The organism is Pseudomonadota bacterium (assembly GCA_018823285.1).
Taxonomy (GTDB): Bacteria; Desulfobacterota; Desulfobulbia; order Desulfobulbales; family JAGXFP01; genus JAHJIQ01.
Genome location: JAHJIQ010000003.1, coordinates 79,080 through 104,026 on the forward strand (window position 1 = coordinate 79,080; position 24,947 = coordinate 104,026).

16 protein-coding genes and 1 tRNA gene are annotated in these 24,947 nt (G+C 51.8%); 13 read left to right on the plus strand and 4 right to left on the minus strand.

Annotated features, from left to right (window positions below):
* The first annotated feature begins 9 nt into the window (after positions 1-9).
* The gene (locus KKG35_00990; GenBank protein MBU1736694.1) at positions 10-1,056 is read left to right on the plus strand and encodes an ABC transporter permease; all 1,047 of its coding nucleotides are present in this window, start codon (positions 10-12) and stop codon (positions 1,054-1,056) included.
* Between the two features lie 157 nt (positions 1,057-1,213).
* Here the strand turns inward: KKG35_00990 and KKG35_00995 are convergent, their stop codons facing one another.
* The gene (locus KKG35_00995; GenBank protein ID MBU1736695.1) at positions 1,214-2,530 is read right to left on the minus strand and encodes an MFS transporter; all 1,317 of its coding nucleotides are present in this window, start codon (positions 2,528-2,530) and stop codon (positions 1,214-1,216) included.
* Between the two features lie 158 nt (positions 2,531-2,688).
* Positions 2,689-3,117: an FHA domain-containing protein gene (locus KKG35_01000; GenBank protein ID MBU1736696.1), complete on the minus strand. Its 429-nt coding sequence runs from the start codon at positions 3,115-3,117 to the stop codon at positions 2,689-2,691.
* A gap of 283 nt (positions 3,118-3,400) precedes the next feature.
* Here KKG35_01000 and KKG35_01005 point away from each other — a divergent pair, with 283 nt between their 5' ends.
* Together KKG35_01005 and KKG35_01010 are read left to right on the plus strand one after the other, a co-directional pair.
* Positions 3,401-4,909, plus strand: coding sequence for a protein kinase (locus KKG35_01005; protein MBU1736697.1), 1,509 nt, complete (start codon positions 3,401-3,403; stop codon positions 4,907-4,909).
* A 300-nt stretch (positions 4,910-5,209) separates the two neighbouring features.
* On the plus strand, positions 5,210-7,228 hold the full coding sequence (locus KKG35_01010; GenBank protein MBU1736698.1) for a radical SAM protein: 2,019 nt from the start codon (positions 5,210-5,212) through the stop codon (positions 7,226-7,228).
* Between the two features lie 65 nt (positions 7,229-7,293).
* Here the strand turns inward: KKG35_01010 and KKG35_01015 are convergent, their stop codons facing one another.
* Positions 7,294-8,214 (minus strand): RluA family pseudouridine synthase, encoded by a 921-nt coding sequence (locus KKG35_01015; GenBank protein MBU1736699.1) that lies wholly within the window; start codon positions 8,212-8,214, stop codon positions 7,294-7,296.
* 494 nt (positions 8,215-8,708) lie between these two features.
* On the opposite strand from KKG35_01015, the gene KKG35_01020 reads away from it, so the two are divergent.
* The 9 genes from KKG35_01020 to KKG35_01060 all read left to right on the plus strand — a co-directional run bounded on the left by KKG35_01020 (position 8,709) and on the right by KKG35_01060 (position 23,781).
* Positions 8,709-10,988: a hypothetical protein gene (locus KKG35_01020; GenBank protein MBU1736700.1), complete on the plus strand. Its 2,280-nt coding sequence runs from the start codon at positions 8,709-8,711 to the stop codon at positions 10,986-10,988.
* 1,000 nt (positions 10,989-11,988) lie between these two features.
* Complete coding sequence (locus KKG35_01025; GenBank protein MBU1736701.1) at positions 11,989-13,536, plus strand: phospholipase D family protein; 1,548 nt, start codon at positions 11,989-11,991, stop codon at positions 13,534-13,536.
* Between the two features lie 93 nt (positions 13,537-13,629).
* The gene (locus KKG35_01030) at positions 13,630-14,853 is read left to right on the plus strand and encodes a hydroxymethylglutaryl-CoA reductase (protein ID MBU1736702.1); all 1,224 of its coding nucleotides are present in this window, start codon (positions 13,630-13,632) and stop codon (positions 14,851-14,853) included.
* Positions 14,854-14,858: 5 nt separating this feature from the next.
* Positions 14,859-15,950, plus strand: a complete 1,092-nt coding sequence (locus tag KKG35_01035; GenBank protein MBU1736703.1) for a BtaA family protein — start codon at positions 14,859-14,861, stop codon at positions 15,948-15,950.
* Positions 15,947-17,311 carry a hypothetical protein gene (locus KKG35_01040; GenBank protein ID MBU1736704.1) on the plus strand — a complete coding sequence of 455 codons (1,365 nt, stop codon included), beginning with the start codon at positions 15,947-15,949 and terminating at the stop codon, positions 17,309-17,311. The genes KKG35_01035 and KKG35_01040 overlap by 4 nt, the downstream gene beginning before the upstream one ends.
* Positions 17,312-17,316: 5 nt before the next feature.
* Complete coding sequence (locus tag KKG35_01045) at positions 17,317-18,432, plus strand: hypothetical protein (GenBank protein MBU1736705.1); 1,116 nt, start codon at positions 17,317-17,319, stop codon at positions 18,430-18,432.
* The gene (locus KKG35_01050; GenBank protein MBU1736706.1) at positions 18,429-20,048 is read left to right on the plus strand and encodes an AMP-binding protein; all 1,620 of its coding nucleotides are present in this window, start codon (positions 18,429-18,431) and stop codon (positions 20,046-20,048) included. Before KKG35_01045 ends, KKG35_01050 begins: the two co-directional genes overlap by 4 nt.
* 4 nt (positions 20,049-20,052) lie before the next feature.
* Positions 20,053-21,006, plus strand: coding sequence for a UbiA family prenyltransferase (locus KKG35_01055; GenBank protein ID MBU1736707.1), 954 nt, complete (start codon positions 20,053-20,055; stop codon positions 21,004-21,006).
* 15 nt (positions 21,007-21,021) lie between these two features.
* On the plus strand, positions 21,022-23,781 hold the full coding sequence (locus KKG35_01060; GenBank protein ID MBU1736708.1) for a hypothetical protein: 2,760 nt from the start codon (positions 21,022-21,024) through the stop codon (positions 23,779-23,781).
* Positions 23,782-24,072: 291 nt separating this feature from the next.
* Here KKG35_01060 and KKG35_01065 read toward each other — a convergent pair.
* Positions 24,073-24,160 (minus strand) — tRNA-Leu (locus KKG35_01065).
* A 591-nt stretch (positions 24,161-24,751) separates the two neighbouring features.
* On the opposite strand from KKG35_01065, the gene KKG35_01070 reads away from it, so the two are divergent.
* Positions 24,752-24,934 carry a hypothetical protein gene (locus KKG35_01070; GenBank protein MBU1736709.1) on the plus strand — a complete coding sequence of 61 codons (183 nt, stop codon included), beginning with the start codon at positions 24,752-24,754 and terminating at the stop codon, positions 24,932-24,934.
* The last annotated feature ends 13 nt before the right edge of the window (positions 24,935-24,947 follow it).

Here is a 24,947-nt window from a genome sequence, read left to right on the forward strand (position 1 = left end):
GTATCCACAATGAAATGGAAACGAATCTGGGCCATGTTCAAGGCCAGAAATCAGGAGTTTTTCAGAGACAAAGCGGCCTTTGGCTGGAACTTCCTCTTCCCTTTTCTGATCATCGCCGGATTCGGCCTCGTCTTCGGAAACCGCGACTTTTCAGGGTTCAAGGTGGGAGCCTTTCCCGCCGAAACCCGCGCTGTCTCTTTCTCCGGCTCCACACTCCCCAAGGACTTTCAGGACAACCATCATCTGAACTTTATCGGTTTCTCATCCCTGTCGGCTGGACTTGAAGAGCTTCAGCACCACAAGATCGACTTTCTGGTCCGCCTCGATTCGCCTACCCGCCAGTACTGGGTCCTGGACTCCTCGCCCAAGGGGTATCTGGTGGAGCGCATCTTCCTGACCAGTTTCATCCCGGCTGATGCCCGCTATGGCGAGAAGGTGGCGGTGCCCGGCACCGAGATCAGATACATAGACTGGCTGTTCCCGGGCATTCTGGGGATGAACATGATGTTCAGCGCCCTCTGGGGAGTCGGTTTTGTTATTGTCCGCTACCGGAAAAACGGGGTGCTGAAACGGCTTAAGGCCACCCCGCTCAGCGCCTTCGAGTACCTGACCGCCCAGGCGATGTCCCGTTTCTTCCTGCTGGTCTTCACCCTGGTCGTTGTCTGGTCTGGCACCGATTTCCTCTTTTCCTTCCGGGTGGTTGGTTCACACCTTACCCTGTTCTTCGTTTTTGCCCTCGGCGGTCTCAGCCTGACTTCGATCGGCATCCTGATGGCCGCCCGCGGCACCAGCGAAGAGTTCGCCAGCGGAGCCCTGAATTTCATTTCCTGGCCGATGATGTTTCTCTCCGAGGTCTGGTTTTCCATTGAGGGGGCGCCGGAGTGGATCAAACGTTTTTCCGAGATCCTCCCTTTAACCCGGATGCTCCACGCCGCGCGCAAGGTGATGAACGACGGGGCCACCCTTGCCGAGATCAGCGGCGAGTGCCTCTTTCTTGCCACTCTCACGTTGATCTGTCTCATCGCGGCGGCCATCCTCTTCTCCTGGAACGAATGAGGTCGCATCATTCAGGTGCTTCCGGTGCGCATACGACAACACGCAACTCGAACGGTTTGCACTGATGGATACCGGAGTTGGTCCTTCTAAAATGTAAACGAAAACAAGACCAGAGTTGCGGCCGGGAATTTCTCACCTAACAAGGATCGAGCTCACTTCAGACCCGCACATTGCCGCGGAAAAGGGAAAAACCGATACCGATACTGCACAGGACCACAAAAAACGCAAAACACATCCGCATGCTTTCCAAAAAAAGCGCGTAATTACCGGGGCGGATTTCCTCCCTGCCGATAAAATGGGTAAGGAAAACCGTAACGAGAGTCATACTGCACATCTGCCCGAGAAGACGCATGGTCGCAACCGTCCCGGAAGCCAGACCGTATTGTTTGCGCTCGACCGAACCCATAATCGCACTCATATTCGGAGAGGAAAACAGGGCAAAACCGAAGCCGAGCAGACCAAGGTTGGCGCCGATCAGCCACAACGGGGTTGCCGGATCGAGAAAAACAAAACAAGCCAGGCCGATGGCGGTAAGCCCCATGCCGGCCGAGGCAATCACCCTGGGTTCAATGCGATCGGAAAGCTTGCCTGCCTGGGATGAAAAAAGCGCCATCATTACCGGCTGGATCATCAACACCGTTCCGGCGGCCTGCGGGCTCATCCCTTTGATGTACTGGAGAAAGAGACTGATCTGAAAGGTGATCCCGAAGGTCGCGGCGTAATGGATCAGGGCCGCCAGACTCGAAAACAGAAAAGGCCGGTTATTCTGAAACAGCCCCACTTCAAAGACCGGGTATCTGCTCTTTTTCTGCATCCGGAAAAACACGACCATTCCGAATCCTCCAGCCAGGACCAGCATCCCGCCTGAAAGTTCCGGCATCCGGGTTCCGCCATAGACCAGGAAAAAAATGGCCAGGGCGTAAACCAGGCTGCCGCCCAGATCAAAAGTCCCGCCCGAGGTCTCCGCCCACTCCCCTTTCAGGTAGCGGTGAGTGACATAGAATGAACCGCCGCCCAATAGAAAAATAACCACAAAGATCGAGCGCCATCCGCAATACCGGGTCAGGAGCCCTCCGGCAAAGGGCCCTGTAGCCAGACCGACATAGACGGCAGTGACCAGAACTCCCAGGGCCCAGCCCCGCCTGGCCGGGGGAAAAACCAGGGTAAGGATCGCCATGCCGGTGGTCAGAAACATCGCCGCCCCCAATCCCTGAATAACCCGGCTGGCGATGAACAAGCCGACATTCGGCACAAAAATCGCGACCAAAGAGCCGCAGGTGAAAACGATTATGCCGGTCACAAATACCTTCCGTCGGCCATACATATCGGCAAACTTGCCGATCGGCACCAGAAGGATTCCAGTGGCCAGCAGATAGGAAGTGGCGATCCAGCCGAGCAGTACGGCATTCACTCCGAATTCATGCTGGATCGCGGGAAGGGCCACATTGACAGAGGAAAGCATGAACGGCGCCATGAAGGCGGTAGCCGCCGCGACAAAGAGGGTCGATTTCTGAAGGGTCTGTTCCTGGTCCACGAATCGCGCCGGTCGGATGTCCGATGATGATTTCTACAAAGGCTGCCGCGGAGAAATCGTCCGGCGGCAACAAACAAGTCTTCCCTTTGCTGCTCCCATCATTTTTTGAATATTCCCTTGATCATTCCCCCGAGACCGGAAGATTTTTTCTTTTTATCCGCCGAAGCTTCTTCCGCAGGGGGGACATACATGGTGAGTTTATCATCACCCGCAGGGATGACCCGACCTTGTTTTTCCACATCGAGTATGCCAACCGATCCGTCAACCATGGTGAATTTCCCGACTTTGATCTCATCTTTTTCGGTGATCAGGGTCCGTTCGGTAATTTTTCTGCCGTTCACAATTGTCCCGTTCGTGCTCCCCTTGTCGGTTATGTAGGCACAACCTTTTTTATCCACCTCAACGACTGCGTGTTCCCGCGAAATACTCGGATTGTCAAGGGTAACATCAGCTTCCTCTGTACGCCCGATCACCATGGGTTTCCCCACATAAACGATAAAGCGATGTACAGGCTTCTCTTTCAGCATCAATGTCCAGACTCTCAATGTCGCTCCTCCTTGAAGAAATTTTCATTTTCATCGACCAGCTTCTCTTTTTTACCCTGAAAGCATTTTAATATAAAGAACCAGCCATTCAACCTGTATAAATTATCTTTCAGCAGCGGGTTCCGCCCCGCTTGATTTTCCCTGAAAAAAAAGTAGAATTCGGCGTTCGCTTTGTCCCGGCAGACAAGACCATTAAAGCTCAATGCCGCCCGCTGCTCCGGCATTTCAATAAGATTGGCAGCACTCCTTTGCAAAATGGATCGACATGGGTGATATAAAAAAACTAGGTAAATATACCATCCAGTCGGTCCTTGGCCAGGGCGCCATGGGGATTGTCTACAAAGGCTTCGACCCCATTATTGAGCGAACCGTAGCCATAAAGGCGATTCGTAAAGATGCCTTCAGGAAAGAGGAGATGAAGCCGGTCCTCGCCCGTTTCCAGCGCGAAGCCCAGGCCGCGGGCCGCCTGACCCATCCCGGCATCGTCACCGTGTACGAGTACGGCGAGGATGGCGACAACGCCTTCATTGCCATGGAGTATGTGCCGGGCCGGGAACTCGATGATTTTCTCGATAAAAAAGAACGATTCTCCGTCAGCACCGTCATCGACATTGTCACTCAGCTTCTGGATGCCCTGATCTATTCCCATGCCCAGGGAGTGGTCCACCGCGACATAAAACCGGAAAACATTATCCTGCTGGACAGCGGCCGGATTAAAATCATGGATTTCGGCATCGCGAAAATCGAATCTTCGACCCTTACCCAGTTCGGCGATGTTTTCGGCACCCCATCCTATATGTCTCCCGAACAGTTTTCCGGACAACCGGTTGACAATCGATCCGATCTGTATTCGACCGGAGTCATCCTCTACCACCTGCTGACCGGGGAAAAACCGTTCCATGGCGACTCGATCACGAGCATCATGCATCGGGTCATGACTACCGAGGCGCCATTGGCATCGGATATTAACCTGCAGGTCCCCTCTTTCCTTGACGGCATTCTGCAAAAAGCTCTGGCCAAAAAACCGGGGCAGCGCTTCCAGTCGGCGGAAGAGTTTAAAGCCGCCCTGATCCAGGGTTCCACGACCGGCGAAACCTCCCTGGAGGGTCTGTACGGTAAAACCAATACCGAACTGCGCGAAATGTGCGCGGCAGCCGGGATCACCGGGATCAGCAAGAAGAATAAAAAACAGCTGATTGCAGCGCTTCAGGATGCGGGCAACGGTGGCCCCGCTGTTCCCGGAACAAATCAGCCGACTGAAGAAATCGGAGTTTCCGGGCAGCAGGGTGACCGGGCAACCGGCGACCATCCTGCCCCGCCGAAGGAATATGACAAGACCCTGTTTGAACCGCAGGAGGATGCGGTTGAGGAAGCAAAACCGAAACGGACCGGAAAGAAACTGAAAATGGTCCTGACTCTCCTGTTTGCAGCCATTTTAGCCATCTCCGGTTTCACCGGCTGGAAAATATACCGGAAAGATCTTACCACCCGGGACCTTGAGCAGATTGCGCAAAAACTTTCAGATAATCCGGCATCGGTTTTCGCGCAACTCCTGACCCTCGCAAGACAAAAGGCCAAAGACATTTCGGGGTCGGTTTTCGATCTGCACCCCCCGGTTGCCATTGAAAAACCAAAAGCCCTGCCGACCGCCTCGCCGGGACGGAGCACTGCAGTTGCCAGAGAAAACCCCAAAAGCGTTCCGGCACCGATCCCCGAACCGGAGCCCCCGATCGTGGAACTCTCTCAATCATCCAAGCACAAGTCAAGAAAGTAATCAGCCGGAAATGGCGCCCCTTGTTCTGATTTCAATGATTGCAACGGGCGGTCACGGACCGGCATCTTCTAAGTTGCCAAAAATATTGGGGTCGGCGACGGCGGCCAGAAACCCATGGAAAAAACGTGAAATATGTGCAAATCAGGGAATGCCGCGCTGCTTGGGGAAGCAATCGAATTGAGGAGAATGACGGTGTGGCAGGAGGAAAAAAAATCAAACATGGTGGACATGGTTCCCCTAAAAAATTCAGCGCTGAAAAGTTGAACCGAATACCCAAACAGGGCACGAGAACCGACCGACATGAGCCACCCCATCGATCATAGCCAAGCCGAACCGCCGGACAGGAGTGCGGCTGACAATTCCTACCTTATTTTCCCGCCCTTTGCCGACCCCACTTGGGCCTACGTGGGGTTGCCGACTCTGAAAGGATACTTGCGCCGGCGCGGGCTCAGGGTTTTGCTGAAAGATTACAACATCGAAGCCCTCTCTTTTCTTCTGGCCGGTGAAACGATGGACAATTGGCACCATGAATTGTCCTCCCGCTTTCAGGAGTTGAACCGCCGTAAACACCTGACCCTCTACGAACAGATGGAATACTGGCGAATTGCCGAGGCGCTTCCTTTATGCCGCGATTTTTCGGATTGCTTTTCCGTCATGAAGGACCATCGCCAATTTTACAACAAAAAAAAATATCTCATGGCCCGGGACGGGTTCGAGGAACTGTTCAAGATCCTGGAAGCGCTCTATTTCCCCTTCCGGTTCGGTTTTAACCGCGCCGACCATCTGGTCGCGCCATGGGATTTTAAACTGCTCGAGTATTACATTTCCAGAAAAAAGAGCCCCCTTGACCCTTTTTATCGAAGGCAGTTGCGCACTCTCGCCGGCCCGGGTTTCATCGGAATTTCCCTGACCTTTGTCTCCCAGATTCCTGAGACCTTTTATCTCTGTCGATTGATCAGGGAATATTTCCCTGCCTGCTTTCTTATGCTTGGCGGGCCTTGCATTGATCAGATCATGCGCAACAGCGGCGAGGAGACGACCCGGCAGATTTTTGAATTCGTTGACGCAGTCGGCATGCAGGAAGGAGAACAAACCCTGGCGCAACTCCTGCCGATCTTAAACAATAAAAATCACACCCCCGAGGCGTTTGCCGCTATTCCAAACCTGGTCATGAAGGGAGCGGCGGCCGGTTCCTTCCAGCGGGGGCCTTTGGTAACACTTGACCCCGCGGACGCCGGCAGGCCGGACTATTCCGATCTTGACCGGAACCACTATCTTGCGCCTGAACCGATGCTGCTGTACAGCCCCACCAGGGGATGCTACTGGAATAAATGTTCTTTCTGCTGCTATGGATTCAATCAATCGGGGCGTCATGCCTACCGTGAAATTCCGGTGGAACAGGCTGTTTCCGATCTCCAAGCCATGCAGGAGGAATTCGGCGTCAAAAATTTCTACCTTTCCGCGGATGTCCTTTCTCCCGCTTATGCCATTGCTCTGGCAGAGAGAATCATTCAGAAAGGGCTTAACATTCGCTGGTCTACCGATCTGCGCATTGAAGCCGCCTACTCTCCGGAGCGCTGCCGGCTGCTCCATCAGGCCGGTCTCCGGGCCGTTGCCTTCGGCATCGAAAGCGGTTCTGACCGGGTGCTGCGCTTGATGAACAAGGGGATCGATGTAGAGCTGATCTGCCGGATCAACAGAAATTTCCATCAGGCCGGAATCGCAACAAGCTGGATGACATTTCTCAATCATCCGGGCGAGACGACTCAAGAGGCTGAGGCAACCATTGCGCTGATCAGCCGGCAAAGGGGGATGATTGACCAGTTCATCGCCGGAGAGTTCAATCTCACTCCAGGATCATTGATATCCTGCCATCCCGAGCAATACGGCATCGCCTCGGTGTACCATACCCAAGGAGACGTCTTCCGGCTTTTCCCGCTTTTCCGCATGGCGAAAAGCGGTTTACCGCAAGCCGATGATGGTTTTCTGGAAGAAAAAATCGACGTCCTTTCGAAACACTACCAGCTCGACCACTACCCCTGGACAGGCGCCATTTCAACGCATCACTCTTTTCTGTACCTGCTTCACTATGGGCAGAGGGTTTTCGCCGAGCCCTGGCCGGGATATGCCAAAAAACATCGCCGCAAAAAGTTCCCCGCAAAAAGTCGGCTGAATTTTTCCCTTGAAGGGTGCCGGAAACGCGAGCGAGCATTCATGCACCGGTACCTGGGCGAGGCCTTGAGGCCGATGGAAAACGGCCTTCAGGCCCCTTTAAGTTTCGAACACTTTCAAAAGGCCTTGTCCGGCAGCCACATTTAAGCGCCCGCCCGAGCCGGGAGTTGCTGAAGGGATATGGATCAGCAGCAAAAAACCCGATCACTTTTTTACTCGGCACCAAAAAGCAGCAAAAAGCTCTTTGGGATTTCCGTCTCGAAACGGCAGAGACTGCCGGTTCTCGGGTGGGTGAAGGCCAGCACCTGAGCGTGCAGACCCATACGCCGAATGGGGTTGAGAGTTGCCCCATATTTACTGTCGCCGATTATCGGGTGATTGATGTCCTGCATGTGAACCCGGATCTGATGCTTTCTGCCGGTTTCAAGGTTCACCTGCAACAGTGAGAGGGTGTCGCTTTCTCGAATTTTCCGGTAATGGGTTACGGCTTTTTTGCCACGCCGCTGATTCTGGGAAGAGTATACGATATAGGCCTTACTCTCGGTCAGCCAGGAGGTTATGGTCCCCTCCGGCGGCTCCACCTGCCCTTCCACAACCGCCACATAAGTGCGCAGGCTGATGGTGGTCTCCCATGATTCCTGGATCTGATGCTTGATCTCCTCATTCCTGGCGAACATCAGGAGACCTGAGGTCTCCCGATCAAGCCGGTGAATGATAAATATCTTGTTGTCGGGATCCTTTTTCTTCACATAGTCACTGAGAATCGCATAGGCGGTTTTGCTCTTCTCCTTCTCGGTGGCAATGGTCAGGAGCCCAGACGGCTTGTCGATTATGATGAGATCATCATCTTCAGCGATGATCTTCAATCCGTGGCTCGTCTGCTGTGCCGCCACCGGCTGCTCCCAGAGAATATCCACGCGCTGCCCGGGCATGAGGGGGTGATCGAATTGGGTGACTACCCTCTGGTCAATTGATACCTGACCGTCACGCAAAACAGCCTTAACGGTTTTGCGGCTTTTGTGAGGCAGTTTGGCGAGAAGGCAGGCAAGCAATGGATCTTCCTGTTCAACGATGAAGGTGTCCGAGGTCTTCTTCTTTTTTTCTTGAGTACGAGATGATCCTGTTTTTTTCATAATGTCACGCATACATGGGAAGTTCCCGGTCGGGAGAGTTCAGGTAAAGGAATAGAAGAATCGCCGCAATCTACCTTCTTTCTGATCCGAAGTCCCTACTATTCAACCACCTTCCGCAAACCAGCGATAAAGAATTGCCCTGCGCAACCCACAGCGTCTCCTGGTGAAGCAAGCAGGCAGACAGGAAACAGGGATGCCCAAACAGGGTCTCGCGCGGGTCCCCAATTAAATGATAATTTGTCAGGAGACACTCTTCGCCCCTGAGGGGGGAAGCCACTCCACCCTCATTATAACTAGGTGTTTTTCTGACACTTGTAAGAGCCTCCTTACAAAAAAATCAGCATTTTCCTGACATGACAATTGATTCTTTGCATGGTAACTGAAGAGCTACAGGCAAAGGGGAGTCAACCGATCCGTTTTGTCGTCGCAGAGGCCGGGTATTCGACTGCGGTAACGGGTCACCAAATTAAAAAGCGGCATGGCAAGGAGAAAAAATGATGAAGCAAAAAACAGGACCAACAGGCAAAGAGGGTACGCTGGTAATTTCACTGGACGGCATGGCGGAGGGTGTTTCACCTCCTGAAATTGCCGTGTACCTGGTCCGGAAAGGCAAGGTGGTAAAAAAACTCGCAACGGTATCGAAAAACAGCGTCCCCGTTGACAAGTCGTGGCTGAAGACCGCAAAAAGAGTTGCTCTCGGACCGGACGTTGATGAATTGAAAAAACTTGAGGCGGACAGTCTGCTCAATCTGCGGATTGAAGATCTGTTCTCCCGGGAAATTTTTGAGATCCCCAAAGAGTGGTGGGACAAATGGATATTCAGACGGGTCTGCGTTTCGGGAACGGTCAGGAAGTGCTTCCCCTCCTTCGGCCCCATTCTGAATAAAGTGCCCGGGGGGTTATCCGGAAGATTTTCAATGCCGATTGAGAAGAGCGGGTGCTGCGGAAGTTCGGTGAAAAGCGCAAGCCGGGCATTCAACCTCAAGGCAACCGCATTGGACCGCCCCGGCCTCATCCGTTGGCCGCAGATCTGCAGGCCGGTCTGTCACGGGGTGGTGGAAGTTTATGAAACCTGCTGCAATCTCGAATTACCGCCGTTTGATCTGTGCGATATTCTTCCGCTCCACCCCGATTGTCTGCCGCTTGATCTCTGCAGATTGCATCCGGAGATCTGCCTGGACCCATGCCTGATTGCCCCTGAACTGTGCGGCGGCCTGCCCGAAATCGGACCGATAGATCCGGTCGGACCGGTGATCAGACCGGAGATCGGTCCGCTCGATCCGATAGCCTCAAAAATCCTGAAACAGGTCCGGGCAGAGGTCGATCCGGTGATCATGGCCAGAAAGGTTCTGCCGACACGGGTGCTTGGCGATTTAAAAACAATGGCCCGGATGGATGCGAATAAGAGCCGCGAGTATGTGATGGATCGGCCATACCTCTACCCGATTTTCTTCGATTGCAGCACCAGAAAAGTGGGTGAGGCGATCCTGCGTCCGGACGGATCGTTCACCCATTGTTACTGGACTTCAAAAAAACCATGCTTCAGAACAACTTATGCGTTCAAGGTCAGACAATGGCAGGATGGCCGGTGGATCGAAGTTTACAACGGTCTTGCCTCCGGCGAATATTTTACCCAGGACGAGGCGAAAATCCTGGATGCGAATTTCAAGGCCCAGGCCTGTCAGGATGATCCCGGCCCCGAATACGAGAAACCCTACGTCATGCTCCAGAAAATCGGCTCAACGGACAGCTGTCATCTCAACAGCCCGCTCCAGCATGCAGCTGCGGGGATCAACGCGGCGCTGCCGGCTGATGCCGGTCTGTTGAATATGGGATATGCCTCGAACTGTCCGCTGAGTGACCGGCTCGCTTTCAGGTTGAAAATGGCTGACGGGATCTACGGGACCGTCAAGGCGAGATATTACCGCATCAGCTATGCGCCGTGCGACGGCAGCGGAAATGCCGCCGAAGAGTTCAGCAACCTCTCAATCCCCATCACCTGGAGAAAGATTGTCTATGTTGATGGCCATTTTGAGGTTGAACACGAGCATCTTGGGCCTAATCTGCCCGTGAACGGAATGGATGGGCTGTACACGATTCCCGATCCGGAGGAGGATGGCTGGCTTGACTCGGTGCACGGGCTCTGGGATTCAAAATCAGAAGCGGGAACACGCTATGTTCTGAAGGTAGAAATTTTTGACAAAGACGGCAAACTGCTCAAGCCCGGAATCTCAGGGGCCGATTTTGTTTACCTGCACTGGACAGCGGCCGAAACCCTTACCCCGGTTACCCACGAGTCTCTGGTCCATGTTCTGACGACCAACCACAACATCTGCTACGCCTCGATCGAGGAGCTGCGGCATAATTTGGTCACCCATACCGAAGATTGCCAGTTCATCACCGGCCAGGCAAATGAGACCATTTCTTTGGGATACAGGGCGTACCACGTGAAAGATCCGGTGGCGGGAACCTTCATGTGGAAATTCAATCTGCATTGGCAAAGGGGCTTTAACGGCAGTTTGAAACTCTGGGATTCAGGCGGTGACAACCGACCTGCATCACTGAGCGCCGGAGCGCCGGCCTTAAGCCCGGCCAAAACCCTGGCCGAAATGTTTGCCGGGGACCCATCGCCTTCACCCCATAAAAAATGTACGTTTATGGCAAGACTGTATGTGTACGCCAAACACACTAACGGCAGCAGGCGGCTGAATGAGTACGATGACAGTGATTTCGCATCATTTGCACTCGAGATGACTCCGGGAGGAGGCGCATGAAAACCTGAAAGACGGCCTGGCCTTCTGCCGACCATGAGGCAGGTCCTGTTTCGCAAGACCGATAGTAATACCGAAAAAGAGCCGCCCCTGAAATGGGCGCGGCTCTTTATTTTTCAAATCCCGGGCGGCCAAAAAACATTGTCGGGAAATTGTCTTTTTCAGCAGGGAAACATGATCCGACCGAATCGTGTAAATTCCACACCGCATTTGAGATGATTTCACAGTCACCCTCATGCTCATAAAGAAACCCTGCTACGCCCGAATAAAATACTTCAATAAGGGGAAGTGCATAGCAGGGTTAATGCCAGAATCAGGAATATGATTATGACGTATTACACAATAGATCAACGGGTTGGAATGACAACCCCTGTTTTTCCCGGGTAAAATACTGGGGCATACGGGGAAAAACCTCCGATCTGTCCTGAACATGCATAGCGAACAACATGAGACTTCGAGCTAAGGAGTGTCAGAAGCCAGAATACAGAAGTCAGGAGTTTGAATTTTGAAATGACTGTTTTCTTCTCCCTCTGGATTCTGAATACCGGTTTCAAGCTTCCCGCTTGAGGGATGATAAGCTATTTCTGAAAAATGGTACTTTCGCAGCAAACTGCGGGGAATTAAACGACTCCCGGTAAACAAAAAAAGGGTTTCAAGCCAATCGGCCAGAAACCCTTTATCGACATGGTGCCCGGGACGAGAATCGAACTCGTACAGTCACAAGGACCGAGGGATTTTAAGTCAGTTCAGATGCGAATCAAAAAAAGACAGACAATCGATAAGCTACTAAGTTGACGTCATAAATCGGCTTCTAATTATTGGGAGTTTTTCTCCATTTGTGATTTTTTTTTCTAAGTTTTTCGTCTCCAGACCGCCCCCAGAACCTTTTTGCATTTAACTGATTATTGGGCTATTATGCCTAACGTTTATTTGTAATTCATCATCCAAGACCTTTTTAATCTGATTTATATTTTAGGTTGCATTGTCCTAAAAGAGGGCTGAAATGTTATATCTGATAAATATTGAGCCTTTTCCCACTCAGAAGCAAAGACTTCTCACTTGCTTTTTCTATTTTTTACTTTTTACCGGCTTCTTTGTTAGCAACATTCCAAAAATCCATGCCAACCAGAAAAGACTCGAAGAATACCCATTAAATTCAACTATAAAAAATTTAGAATCTAATCATCCTGGTTTAAGTGCTGCTTATGTCCTTGAAAAAGGAGAGGAAGCTCTTATGGCCCGGGCCTGGCTGGCTGATCATGCTGAGAAGAGCATCAATGTCCAGTATTTTATATGGAGTACTGATAATATCGGAATTCTAGCCTCCGAATCATTACTGACTGCAGCAGAACGTGGTGTAAGAGTCAGGGTGATCGTTGATGATTTACTGATTGATGCCCCATCGGACTCCATGCTGGCCCTCACCGCTCATCCCAATATAGAGATAAAGATATACAACCCCAGACACTCCGTTGGTGTTTCACAACCTGAAAGAATCGTGAAGCTTGCCACTGGTTTCAAACTATCCAACCAGAGGATGCACGATAAGACCTTTATGGTTGATCGATGTGTGGCGATAACCGGCGGTAGAAATATGGCCGATGAATATTTCGATTACGATCACTCCTACAATTTCCGTGACAGGGATATCTTGTTGCTAGGCCCGGTTGTTGTTGATATGGAAAAGAACTTCGAAGATTTCTGGACATGTCCTCTGGTCTTCAGGGTTGAAGAACTTCTTGAAAATGAACAAAAACGTCTTTCCAAAGAGAGGATTGCGGAAATTTATGAGGAGTTACATTCATATGCGTTAGACCGTGAGAATTTCGCACCGGAAGTGAGGGAGGCAATCAACGGGCTAGACGACCAATTTCCGTCCCTAACCGAAAACTTGGTCTGGGATAAGGTGCGATTCATTAGTGACGTCCCTGAAAAAAACAGCTCCTGGGGGTTGAGTGGCGGCGGCGTGACGACGGAGGCCTTGTGGGATGTTGTTTCGAAAGCGGAAAAAAGTATTACGATCCAATCGCCATATCTTGTGATGCCGAAAGGAGCAATAAAATTTCTTGGCAAACTCGTGAGGAAAGGCGTCAAAATCTCCATCAGTACCAACTCCCTTGCCTCAACCGACAATTTGCAGGCATTCAGTGGCTATAGCAAGCAGCGGAAGAAGATTCTCAAAGCAGGGATTGAGGTGTATGAGTTCAAACCGGATCCGAAGATTCAGAAAGACCTTATCGACCGTTATGATGCGTTGGAAAAGGAAGCGCCGATATTTGCCATTCACGCCAAAACCTTGGTTATCGACAGTAAAACTTTATTCATCGGGACCTTCAACCTTGATCCCAGATCAACCAATCTGAATACCGAAGTCGGTGTGCTAATCAACAACAGTGACCTTGCCAAACAGGTCGAATTATCCATAAAAAGGGACATGCTCCCGGCAAACAGCTGGAACGCAAAGGCCGAGAATCCCGATCAGCATGCGTCCTTGGGAAAAAGGATGAAGGTGAGATTCTGGAAGTTCATGCCGATAACAAAACTGCTGTAAAGCAAGTGCCGCAATAAACGGAAAACGGAGGGTTTTATTATGCCTCAGTCTTTGTTCAGAAGTCGTCAAATTTCCAACCGAATCAGTAAAGAGATGGCTCCGAATGAGTTTGTTGAACACTTGCGGCAGAAACCTCCCGGTGAAAACCCGTTACCAAAGAGAATTCCGGCCGGAAACGATTTCACTGAAGACGGATGGAACAAACGCCTTGATTTTCTGGCCGAGCAGAATATCACCATCAACACCCTTCTGGAGACAGCGCTGAAAACACCTCCAGAGGAACTCAGGGGCAATATTGAAAACTTCATAGGGTTCTGTCAAGTGCCGGTCGGGGTCATCGGGCCAATAAGGGTAAACGGTGTTTATGCCAATGGTGATTTCTTCGTGCCTCTGGCCACAACCGAAGGCGCCCTGGTCGCCTCTTACCATCGCGGCGCCCACGTGATCAGTCAGTCCGGCGGGGTAAGCGCCATGTGCCTGACCGAGTCGGTTTCCCGGGCACCCTGTTTCATTTTTAGCGACCTGGCCAAGGCCGGGCTGTTTCTGAAATGGTTGTATGAACAGGCCGATACTTTCCCGGAGATCATTAGCCGGAAAACCAGTTTCGGCAAACTGACCGATATCAAGACAGCGGTCACTGGCCGCAATGTCTATCTTATCTTCGAATACACGACCGGGGATGCCGCCGGCCAGAATATGGTGACCGTGGCAACCGAAGAAGTCTGCAACCACATTATTGAAAATTCCCCTATTGCACCGTTAATCTGGTACCTGGAAGGAAACCTTTCCGGGGACAAGAAGGCTAGTATGCTTTCGTTTCTGGGAGCCAGAGGTAAAAAAGTTCTTGCCGACATCATCATTCCTGAAAAAATCGTCAGGAACTTCCTGCATACCACCCCCGGCCAGATGAGCCATTACTGCAAAACCTCCACCTTGGGAGGGGTCCAGAGTGGCGGCATCGGGGTCCAGGGCCATTTCGCCAATGCCCTTGCCGCCCTATTCATTGCCTGCGGTCAGGATGCGGCCTGTGTATCGGAAGCATCCATCGGCATTACTGAGATGGAGACCACTGAAGACGGCAACCTGCATGTTTCAGTCAGCCTCCCCAACCTGATAGTGGGAACGGTCGGCGGCGGCACCCATCTGCCTACCGCCAGGGAATGCCTGGAGATTATGGACTGTTTCGGCAAGGACAGGGCCAGGAAATTTGCCGAAATATGCGCCGCAGTAGCGATGGCCGGAGAGATCTCGATAATCGCCGCCCTTTGCGCCGGCCATTTCGGCAAGGCTCACGCGACTTACAGGCATAAGGTTTAAGAGATATGGACAAGATCGAAAACAGAGCGGACTTCAGCTATATCCGGTACGCCAACTGCTGGGAGGATACCGAGATCCTGTGCCGGGCTCTGGAACCGGCTCCCGGCAAAAGATTCCTCTCCATTGCCTCTGCCGGCGACAACTCACTGGGGTTACTGGCCGAAGGAGCCGAAGTTGTCGCCACCGACCTCAATCTTTCGCAACTGGCTTGCGTTGATCTGCGGAAAGAAGCGATCCGGAAGCTTTCCCACGCAGATTGCCTTAGCTTCTTCGGGATAACTTCATCGGATGACAGGTTACAGATCTATGGTGATCTGCGAGACGCCCTGGCAGATGATTCTGCAGTATTCTGGGATGCCCACAGTAATGAGATCCGGGACGGCTTTATCCATTTCGGCAAGTTCGAAAGATATTTCCAGACCTTCAGAAGGAAGATACTATCCCTGATCCACAACAGGGAAATGATTGCCACACTCCTTACCGAAAAGACCCGGGAGAAGCGTCATCAGTTCTACGAGAAGGATTGGGCCAACTTCCGGTGGCATTTGCTGTTCAAGATCTTCTTCAGCAAATTCGTAATGGGGAGAAGCGGTCGCGACCCGGAATTCTTCAGGTATGTCGAGGTGCCCGTCTCGGAATCGATCCTCAGTCGAACTAAATACGCCCTAACCGAGCTTGAGACCCACAACAATCCATACCTGGCCTATATCCTCACCGGCAACTTTACAGGTTGCCTGCCCTATTACCTGCAGGCGGAAATATTTGAGAAGATCAAGGCCAATATCGACAACCTCACCCTGTACCTCGGCCCGGTACAGGATGGTGCCCGAGAACAGGGCAACCGGAAATTCGACGGGTTCAACCTGTCGGACATATTCGAGTATCTTGATAAAGAGACCTGCTCACAACTCTACCGAATACTTCTCGACCATGCGTCGAGCGGGGCGAGATTAGCCTACTGGAATATGCTGGTCCCCCGGGAATGCCCCACAGAGCTTAAAGAAAAGATCACGCCGAAAACTGATTTGGCCCGGGAACTTTTCGCCATCGACAAGGCGTTCTTCTACAGTAATTTCATTATCGAGGAAGTGCTTTGAACATTCTGGAGAACGACATAATCGGAGCCGCTACCCTGATCAGCTTGTTCCTGTTGATCATTGCCGAGGCAGAAATCTGGACCAGGACCAGACACCCTTCCCCGGAAGCCGCACGTAAGCTGGTCCATGTCCTCGGCGGGCTTGGCTGCCTGCTTTTCCCTTTTTTCATTTCATCCCCGATCGTGGTTGCGGGGATTGCCTTTCTTTTCGCGGCCCTGTTCGTAACCGGGGAAAAGAGCGGACTACTTCTCAGCCTGAGCGGAGTAGAAAGACAAAGCAGGGGCAGCGAGTATTTCCCCATAGCGGTCTCCGGCCTGTTCTATATTTCCCAGGGCCGCCCCTGGCTGTACTTTTCATCGATCTTGATCCTGACCCTAGCCGATTCCGCCGCCGCCCTCATCGGCAGCAGATACGGGAAGATCCGGTTTCAGGTTGGACAGGAGGATACCAAGAGCCTAGAGGGATCGTTCTTCTTCTGGGCCATCACCTTCCTGGTCCTCCAGACCATGCTGATCCTGATGACCGACCTGCCGGTCTACTCCTGTATCCTGGCGGCCTACCTGGTAGCATTCCTGCTCACCTGCATCGAAGCAGTCTCCATCAAGGGTACAGATAACCTCTTTGTGCCGGTCCTGACCTCTTACATCCTCCTGAAGATCACCACCAAACCGACCGCCGAGATAGCCTTCCAGTGCCTGAGTATGACCACCATCTTCATCCTGCTGGCCCTGATCAGCCGGGGACTTAAGATCTTCAATATCCGGGACACCATCCTCTTTACCGCTTTTTCCTACGCGGCCTGGTCCCTGGGGTCTGTCGACTGGGGAGTTCCAATATTTGCGTCCTTCGGCCTGTACTGCCTGGTCCGGATATTTAGTACAATCAAGGTTGACAGGGAGATCGAGACCTCCGCCATTCTCCGCCTGATAATCATCCCCTTCACGATCCTGATCATCGCCAATGGTGTCGACCGTTACGAGGAACTCTACGCCCCATACCTGCTCACTGTATTGTTGTCCTGCTGTTTCGGGATCTGGACCCACCTGATCTGGTCTCCCCAAATCCGGCAACAAAGGAATATTGCAGGGGTATTGGCCGCTTTGGTCGCTTCATTTACCGTAATCGGTATCAGCAGTCTGTTCCAGCTGGAGAAAGGGATTCCCCTTGCTTCTCTCGGTCTGCTGGTAGTCTTTGCTGTTATCTTTATGTACATCTACGACTGTTTCCTGGCCGACAAACTGGATAACCGGGAACTACTGGTCATGTCGGCTCCTTTCTGGAAACTCTCCCTGGTCGCGGCAATTCTTTTCTACACGGCCCAGAGCGGCTTGAACCTGAAGTTCTGGCACCCGGATTTCTAAAGATCATGAGAATCATCGACCTTCACAAAGAGCCGGAATACTGGCCCCGGTTTATCGAACTGACCGACCGGGTATACGAAGATGACCCGTTTTATGTAAAACAGCCCAGTGACCCCGAAAAACTGATAGCTGTCCCGAAACGACCGGACAATCGGTTGCCGCTCCTGGCCGTGACCGATGACAATATGCCTATTGCCAGACTTATTGTGACTATTCCCGGAGAGATCCCGGTCGGTGAGAGCGACAAGATCGGCCTGATCGGGTTTTTCGAATCCCTTGACAACCCCAAAACCGTCAAATCAATATTCGACCGGGCCGGTGCTTGGCTTACCGAACGGGGCATCACCAAGATCGTAGGTCCAATGGATGGGGACACCTGGCACAAGTACCGCTTCAATGTCGGCCCCCATGATCGCCCACCGTTCCTGATGGAACCATACAATCCCCCCTACTATCCGAAACTCTGGGAAGAGTACGGGTTTGAGCCGCTGGCCGGATATTTATCAAGACATATCCCCGAACTTGCCGGGGCTTTACCTGGGCTGGAAAAATTCTATAAACGCTGTGTCCGGAACGGTTTTTCGTTCAGGTCGTTCCGGAAAGCCGACTACAATTCGGAACTCGACATCCTTTATGATCTTTCCAGAGAGATCTTCTCCGAAAACTTCTACTACACCGAGATAACCAGGAAATCATTCCGGGAACTGTATGCCAGAGCCGGCGCGATCATACGGGAGGACCTTATCTGGTTTGCCCTGGACCTCAACAAACAATACTGCGGATTCGCCTTTGCCCTTCCCGACTATTATGAAGCGGTCAGAAGCTTAAGGGGTAGGACAGACATCTTCAGCAAATTAAGATTTATTTTCAACCGGAGAAAGGCCAGAGACCTGAATGTAAAAAGCCTCGGGGTCCTGAAAAAGTATCAGGGCAGCGGCCTTGGCCCCGCCCTTACCTACAAGGCCTACCTTGAAGGCTTCAACCTGGGGTTCCCGTCAGCCAATATGTGCCTGATCCACGAGGCAAACTCATCTGCCCGGCTCGATGGTGGCCGGAGCGAGCTATCGAGAAGATATCTTCTCTATCAAAAACTGCTAAGAACCGATGGGGTTACTCGGTGACTGCCAACTACAACGTTATCGTACTCTTAAAAGACGCCGCGAAAGAATCCCCAAACCGTGCTGCCCTGGTAATCAGGGAAAAGAGCATAAACAAGGCGATCAGTTTTGGGCAACTCTGGGAAAAAGTTGATTCGTTCTCGGCCGCCATCCGGGCGAAGGGGCTTGAACCGGGAGAACGGGTCATCCTAATGATTCCGATGTCGATCGAGTTGTACATCGCCTTGCTGGGCATTATCAAGATTGGCGCGGTCGCGGTCTTCGCCGATCCCTGGGTCAGCCGCAAACAGATTGCTGCGTTCTGTACCTTTGCCTCACCAAGCGGTTTCATCGGGGTCGGCAAAAGTCACCTGCTCCGCCTGTTCAGCAGAAAGCTCCTGCAAATACCATTGACTGTTACCACCGGCCCTACCCTGGCCGGAATCCCGGCCCGATATTCATTGAAGAAACTACTTTCTTCATCCAAAGGTGACGGAAGGATCTATCATGCCCAACCGGACGACCCGGCACTGATCACCTTTACCAGCGGTTCCAGCGGCCTGCCGAAAGGGGCCAACCGGACCCACGGATTCCTGCTGGCCCAGTACGAGGCATTGACCGATGAGTTTCCGTACCGACAGGAAGATATCGATATGCCGATGTTCCCGGTTTTCGCCCTGAGGAATCTGGCGGGCCGGATCACCTCCATTATCCCGGACATGGATTTCCGCAAGGTAAGAGAGGTCGAGCCATCGGTTATCCTCAGGCAGATCAGGGAACACAATGTGACCACCTGCACCGCATCACCGCCCTTTATCACTCGTCTTACCGAGCACCTGGTCGAAAACAAACTCGCCCCACCACTGCTCCGCAGGGTGCTTACCGGGGGCGCCCCGGTTGACACTGAACAACTAAAACGATGGCGAAACGCCCTGCCTGATACCGAAGTCCAGGTTGTCTACGGTTCAACCGAAGCGGAACCGGTCGCCCACCTCAGCCTTGAAGACCGGCTCAAGGCGGAGGAAGGTCACGAAGAAAAAGGATATTGCACCGGCAAGGTCTCCAGTCACGTGAGGGCAAAGATAATCACCATCACCAAAGGCCCATTCACCGCAACCGACAACTGGGGGAGTGTTGAACTCCCACCGGGAGAATCCGGCGAACTTGTCGTCTCCGGCGACCACGTCTGCACCGGCTATTACAACAACCCACAGGCCACAGGCGAAAGCAAGATCATCGGTCCCGACGGCACGATCTGGCACCGCATGGGAGATACCGGCTATTTCGACCATCACAACATGTTCTGGCTCGTGGGACGGCTTCACTCAACCATTGTCCGTAACGGCAAGGTCTGGCATGCCCAGCTGGTTGAACAGAAAGTGCGTCGTTGCCTGCCCGATCTCGAAATGGTGGCCGCCATTGGCCTGGTGAGGGACAGTTCAGACGAGGAACTGATGGTGGTCATAAAAACTTCGAACAACACTCCTCTGCCACAAACTTTGGCCCAAGACCTCAAACAGCAGGGAGTGGAGGTGGACAGGGTAATCCAGTCGCGGGATCCCCTGCCCCTCGACCCAAGACATAATTCGAAAATCGACTACAGCGCCCTACGAAAAAAAATAATTACCAACCAGATCTAAGACCATGACTAAAAACCAAGTTATAACCCCACAAAGCTCCTTTACCACCAGACTGTTCGCCTATTTCGCAGAGCGGTTCCCCTTGTTCAACCACGGGATCCTGATCGTCTCCTATTACTCCTCTAACCAGTTCCTGGCCCAGGCTCTGGATAACCCTGGCGACCCGGTTAAATATTCAGCCAACTCCCTGCTCGGGGCCATTACCATCTTCTGCATGTTCCTACATCTGCGGGTCTTCGACGAACACAAGGACTACGAGGATGATTGCCGCTATTACCCGGAGCGGTTACTGCAGAGGGGAGTCATCTCCTTAAAGACCCTGAAGGTCATTGGATTTATCGCCATTTCCGCCGAACTTTCCCTGTCGTTTATCAGGGGGATCGAAACCTTCTGTGCCGTACTTATCGCGATCGGCTTTTCCCTCTTGATGCTCAAGGAATTCTTCGTCCGGGACTGGCTTAAGAGACACTTTCTGGTCTACGCCTTCTCCCACATGCTGATCATGCCGCTCTTCGCCCTGGTCGCTTTCAGTTTCACCACCGGTAGATTTCCCTGGCAGGCCCCGCCCTGGTTCATTCTTTATGCCTTTGTCGGGTTCTTCGTCACCTCGAACTGGGAGATCTCCAGGAAGATCAGGGCTCCGGATGACGAGATCGAGGGGGTGGACACCTACTCCAGGGTTTTCGGGACATACGGGGCCGCCTACCTGGTGGTCCTGATCCGGGTCATCGATACGGCGATGGTCTGGTTTGTCGGGATGCACCTGGGTCTCAGTCCCTTGTTCTACACAGTTCTGGTCCTGCTGTTCTTGGTTTGCCTGGCCGGACTTTTCCAGTTCCGCTTCAACACCAACAGTAAAACGGCCAAACGCATGGAAACCTATGCAGGACTTTATATTATCGCCTTCGACTTGACCCTGGCCGTCGAAATCATCCATGCCTTTTCCATCGACTTTTAAGCGAGGATTTTGTCAATGAAAGAAATCTTCTTTATTGATCGGAACACCATCAATCATGCAACCCTGCCATTGATCGGCGGCAAGGGCTATAACCTTGCCCGACTGATCGATTGTGGGCAGAACGTTCCCGCCTGGTACGGAGTAACCACCAAATTCCAGGAGCAGGTCTTCGAGTCCTGCAACCTTTACGGGCTGATAAAAGACACCCTAGGAGCGATCAACCTGGATGACCCTCCTGATAAGATCGCAGAAGCACTAAAACCTATAAAAGATGGCATACTTGGGCTTGAGTTCCCCGCAGGGATGCAAAGTTCTCTTGTCGCTCAGCACCATTCCGCCTTGGGCACGGAAGGCTTTTTCTCGGTGCGCTCATCGGCAATCGATGAAGACAGCGGCGAAGCATCATTTGCCGGTCTGCATGACAGCTTCCTCTTCGTTCATGGCGAAGCTGATCTTCTCGACAAGATCCGCCTCACCTGGGCCTCGGCTTTCAATATCCGGGCCATCGTCTTCAGGATCAAAAGCGGAATAAGCCTGGAGAAGATCCGGCTAGGTATTGTTATCCAGAAAATGGTCGAGGCTGAGGTCAGCGGAATCGTCTTCACCGCCAATCCCAACAACGGCAATGTGCAGGAGATCCTGATCAGCAGCCTGTACGGAGCCGGAGAGGGTATCGTCAGCGCTGGCCTGGACGCGGACCTTTTTATTTATTCAAAACCTGAAGAGACCTGGGAAAGCGAACTCACTGCAAAGAACCACCAGCTGGTTTTCGACAAAGCCAAAGGCACCGGTCTGACCCAACAGGATGTCCCTGCCGATATCCGAGAAAAGGCCAGTCTCAGCGATGACCAGGTAAGGGAGATTGCCCGGGCGGCAACAGGGATCGAGAACTACTTCCGGAAACCCCAGGACATCGAATTCTCCATTGACGGAACGGGCACCCTGTTTATCCTTCAGGCTCGGCCCATTACCACCGTCCACGAGTATGGACCAGCCGCCGGCAACCGAATCATCTGGGACAACTCCAACATCATCGAAAGCTATTCCGGGCCGACCTCGCCAATGACCTTCAGTTTTATCCGGCACGCCTATACCATCGTCTACCACTGCTTTTCCCAAGTCATGGGGATCTCACCGAAAGATGTCCATTGTCATCGCCATGTCTTCGAAAACATGCTCGGCTTGATCAACGGTCAGGTCTACTACAACATCATCAACTGGTACAAACTGGTCCACCTTTTTCCCGGCTTCAACTACAACAAGTCATTCATGGAATCGATGATGGGACTGAAGGATAAGGTCGACCTGGACGAGGATGATGCTCCGGTCGGCTGGCGTCGTCGGTACCTGATCGAGCTGCCGCAACTTTTCATCCTCCTTGCCCGATCCTTGCTGAATTTTTCCCGGATAGACAAGCTTGTCGCAAGATTCGAGTCCAACTTCAACCGCTACTACAATGACTGGTCGGCAATGGATTTTAACGATCTTACTCCTGCTGACTTGATGCATATCTTCCGGGATATGGAGAACAAGCTCCTCTGGAACTGGCAGACCCCAATCATCAATGATTTCTATGTGATGATCTACTATGGCGCCCTGAAATCCTGCTGCCAGAAATGGTGTGAGGATGAAAGCGGCTCATTGCAGAACGACCTGATCTGCGGCGAAGGTGATATCGAAAGTACCAAACCAACCAAGATGCTGATGGAAATAGCGACCAGTATAAAGAACGACGACCACCACCGCGAGATGTTTCTCGGCCATACCCACAAGGAACTTGCCGAACTGGTCCCCTCCTCAAAAGAGTGCCGAGATGTTTTTGAGAAGATCTCAACTTACCTGAACCTGTACGGTTTCCGCTGTATCAATGAACTGAAACTGGAAGAGCCTTCCCTGCGGGAAACCCCTGAGTTTTTATATCAGATGATCCAAAATTACCTGAAGATGGAAAATGACAAGGCCTTGAATCCAAAGACCATGGAAGACCGTGAGAAAGAGATCAGGGCCGGGGCCGAACGAAAAGCCATGGGAAAAATCGTCAGCAGATTCAGTCTCCTACCCCGGAAAATCCTCTTTCGCTGGATTCTGAATAACGCCAGGCGCGGAGTCAAGAACCGGGAGAACATGCGTTTTGCCAGGACCAAGATCTACGGCCTTCTGCGGGAAATGATTAATGCGATCGGCACCCATTTTGCCCGGGAAGAACTGATAGCCGTACCACTGGATATCTATTACCTGACCATCGACGAGGTGTGGGATTATGTAAAAGGCACTGCGGTAACCGCCGACCTTAAGGGACTTGTCGACGTAAGGAAAAAGGAATTTGCGACATACCGGGCCGCCGATGCCGAACTGATAGACGATCATTTTGAGACCTTCGGACTGGTTTATCACAAGAACCTTTTTCGCAACCACGCCCCCTCATCAGCCGGAGATGATGGTGAAGGCCTTAAAGGAACCGGCTGTTGCCCGGGTGAGATTGAGGGACGGGTGAAAGTAGTTAAATCTCCTAGGGACAACCTGTGTCTGAATGGCGAGATCCTGGTGGCCGCCAGGACAGATCCGGGCTGGGTACCGCTATACCCGGCGGTATCCGGGATCCTGATCGAACGGGGCAGTATCCTTTCTCATTCCGCCATCGTTGCCCGGGAGATGGGAATTCCGACGATAGTCGGTATCCCTAATTTAATTAACTCTCTTGAAGATGGTCAGATGGTCCGAATGAACGGAGCCACCGGCATAGTTGAACTGATGGTTAAGGATATACGCCCATGATTAGTATTTCCTGTCGTGGGAAGCGACCATTTTTCATCGAATTTACTATTAATGTTGCTATCTGTGACTATCGGGAAATGCTGGGGTGAATCTAAGTTTGAATAAATAACTGCCCAAAACTCAAGAGACCTTTTGTCCTTCGCATTATTTAGCTGTTTTCTTATTGATATCGGATAGTTATACGGATAGCTCTCTGCTTATTGCATTTCTGGTGACAAAATCGTCCCGAAAATGTTCCCAAAAAAAATGAAAACGGGCACTTACAATATTCTTGTAAGTGCCCATAATTACTGGTGCCCGGGACGAGAATCGAACTCGTACAGTCACAAGGACCGAGGGATTTTAAGTCCCTTGCGTCTACCAGTTCCGCCACCCAGGCAATAAAAGCGCAGTCAAAAACAGAGTTTTTATATCACTCCCCCTGGGAAATATCAACCTCCGAATCATAAAGCACTTCAATAGTCGGATTCTTCTCATGAACAGAGAACAACCATTTTTTTTGGGCGGGAAAATTATCTTGAGGTGAAAAAAGGAGACCCTGCTATCGAGGAGAGAGAGTCGAGGGAGAGTCGATCGATTTTCGATAGCAGGGTCAGAGTGAAGTAAAATGCCGGTTCACAACATACAGCTACCACAATGTGGTTGTCAACATAAAATATCGGCAATTACCATAAATTATTTTTTTATAATTATAACAAAATGTTATTAACAATAAAGGACAACGCATCAGCCACAGCAAAATGCACATCTTCCACCATCCAAATTTTACCGGAAAAACAATAACGAAATGGAGTTTTCACTCTCTCTATCCATGCAATGAACACCCCCGCAGCAGAAAGCGAACAGCGTGAGACTTCGAAAAGATTAAAGCGCAGAACAGGGTAAACATGAATTGCCTGCGGCGGGTTGGATGCGGTATAAAAAAATTCCAGGCACCCACCAAATAACTTCATTGAAGGACAAAGACAAGATGGATAAAAAAGTCGGCCCGCGCAAAGAGAAACCGGATCCGGAGAGAATGGCGATCCTGCGTTCTCTGCCCCTTGAGATCAAGGAAAAGATTACCGGTGAAGAGGCCCAGGCATTTCTTTATAAGGAAGAGTTGCCGGACACCCTGCTGGAAAAACTGAAAGATTTCCTGGTTCCCGAATAATCTGCCACGCGGC

Bases quoted from the DNA above. Each gene is read 5' to 3' on its own strand.
- KKG35_01015 (MBU1736699.1), bottom strand. From the start codon at position 8,214: ATGAAAAAAACAGGATCATCTCGTACTCAAGAAAAAAAGAAGAAGACC.
- KKG35_01025 (MBU1736701.1), top strand. From the start codon at position 11,989: ATGTTATATCTGATAAATATTGAGCCTTTTCCCACTCAGAAGCAAAGA.
- KKG35_01045 (MBU1736705.1), top strand. From the start codon at position 17,317: ATGAGAATCATCGACCTTCACAAAGAGCCGGAATACTGGCCCCGGTTT.
- KKG35_01060 (MBU1736708.1), top strand. From the start codon at position 21,022: ATGAAAGAAATCTTCTTTATTGATCGGAACACCATCAATCATGCAACC.
- KKG35_01070 (MBU1736709.1), top strand. From the start codon at position 24,752: ATGGATAAAAAAGTCGGCCCGCGCAAAGAGAAACCGGATCCGGAGAGA.
- KKG35_00990 (MBU1736694.1), top strand. From the start codon at position 10: ATGAAATGGAAACGAATCTGGGCCATGTTCAAGGCCAGAAATCAGGAG.
- KKG35_01010 (MBU1736698.1), top strand. From the start codon at position 5,210: ATGAGCCACCCCATCGATCATAGCCAAGCCGAACCGCCGGACAGGAGT.
- KKG35_01055 (MBU1736707.1), top strand. From the start codon at position 20,053: ATGACTAAAAACCAAGTTATAACCCCACAAAGCTCCTTTACCACCAGA.
- KKG35_01035 (MBU1736703.1), top strand. From the start codon at position 14,859: ATGGACAAGATCGAAAACAGAGCGGACTTCAGCTATATCCGGTACGCC.
- KKG35_01000 (MBU1736696.1), bottom strand. From the start codon at position 3,117: ATGCTGAAAGAGAAGCCTGTACATCGCTTTATCGTTTATGTGGGGAAA.
- KKG35_01005 (MBU1736697.1), top strand. From the start codon at position 3,401: ATGGGTGATATAAAAAAACTAGGTAAATATACCATCCAGTCGGTCCTT.
- KKG35_01030 (MBU1736702.1), top strand. From the start codon at position 13,630: ATGGCTCCGAATGAGTTTGTTGAACACTTGCGGCAGAAACCTCCCGGT.
- KKG35_00995 (MBU1736695.1), bottom strand. From the start codon at position 2,530: ATGGCGCCGTTCATGCTTTCCTCTGTCAATGTGGCCCTTCCCGCGATC.
- KKG35_01020 (MBU1736700.1), top strand. From the start codon at position 8,709: ATGATGAAGCAAAAAACAGGACCAACAGGCAAAGAGGGTACGCTGGTA.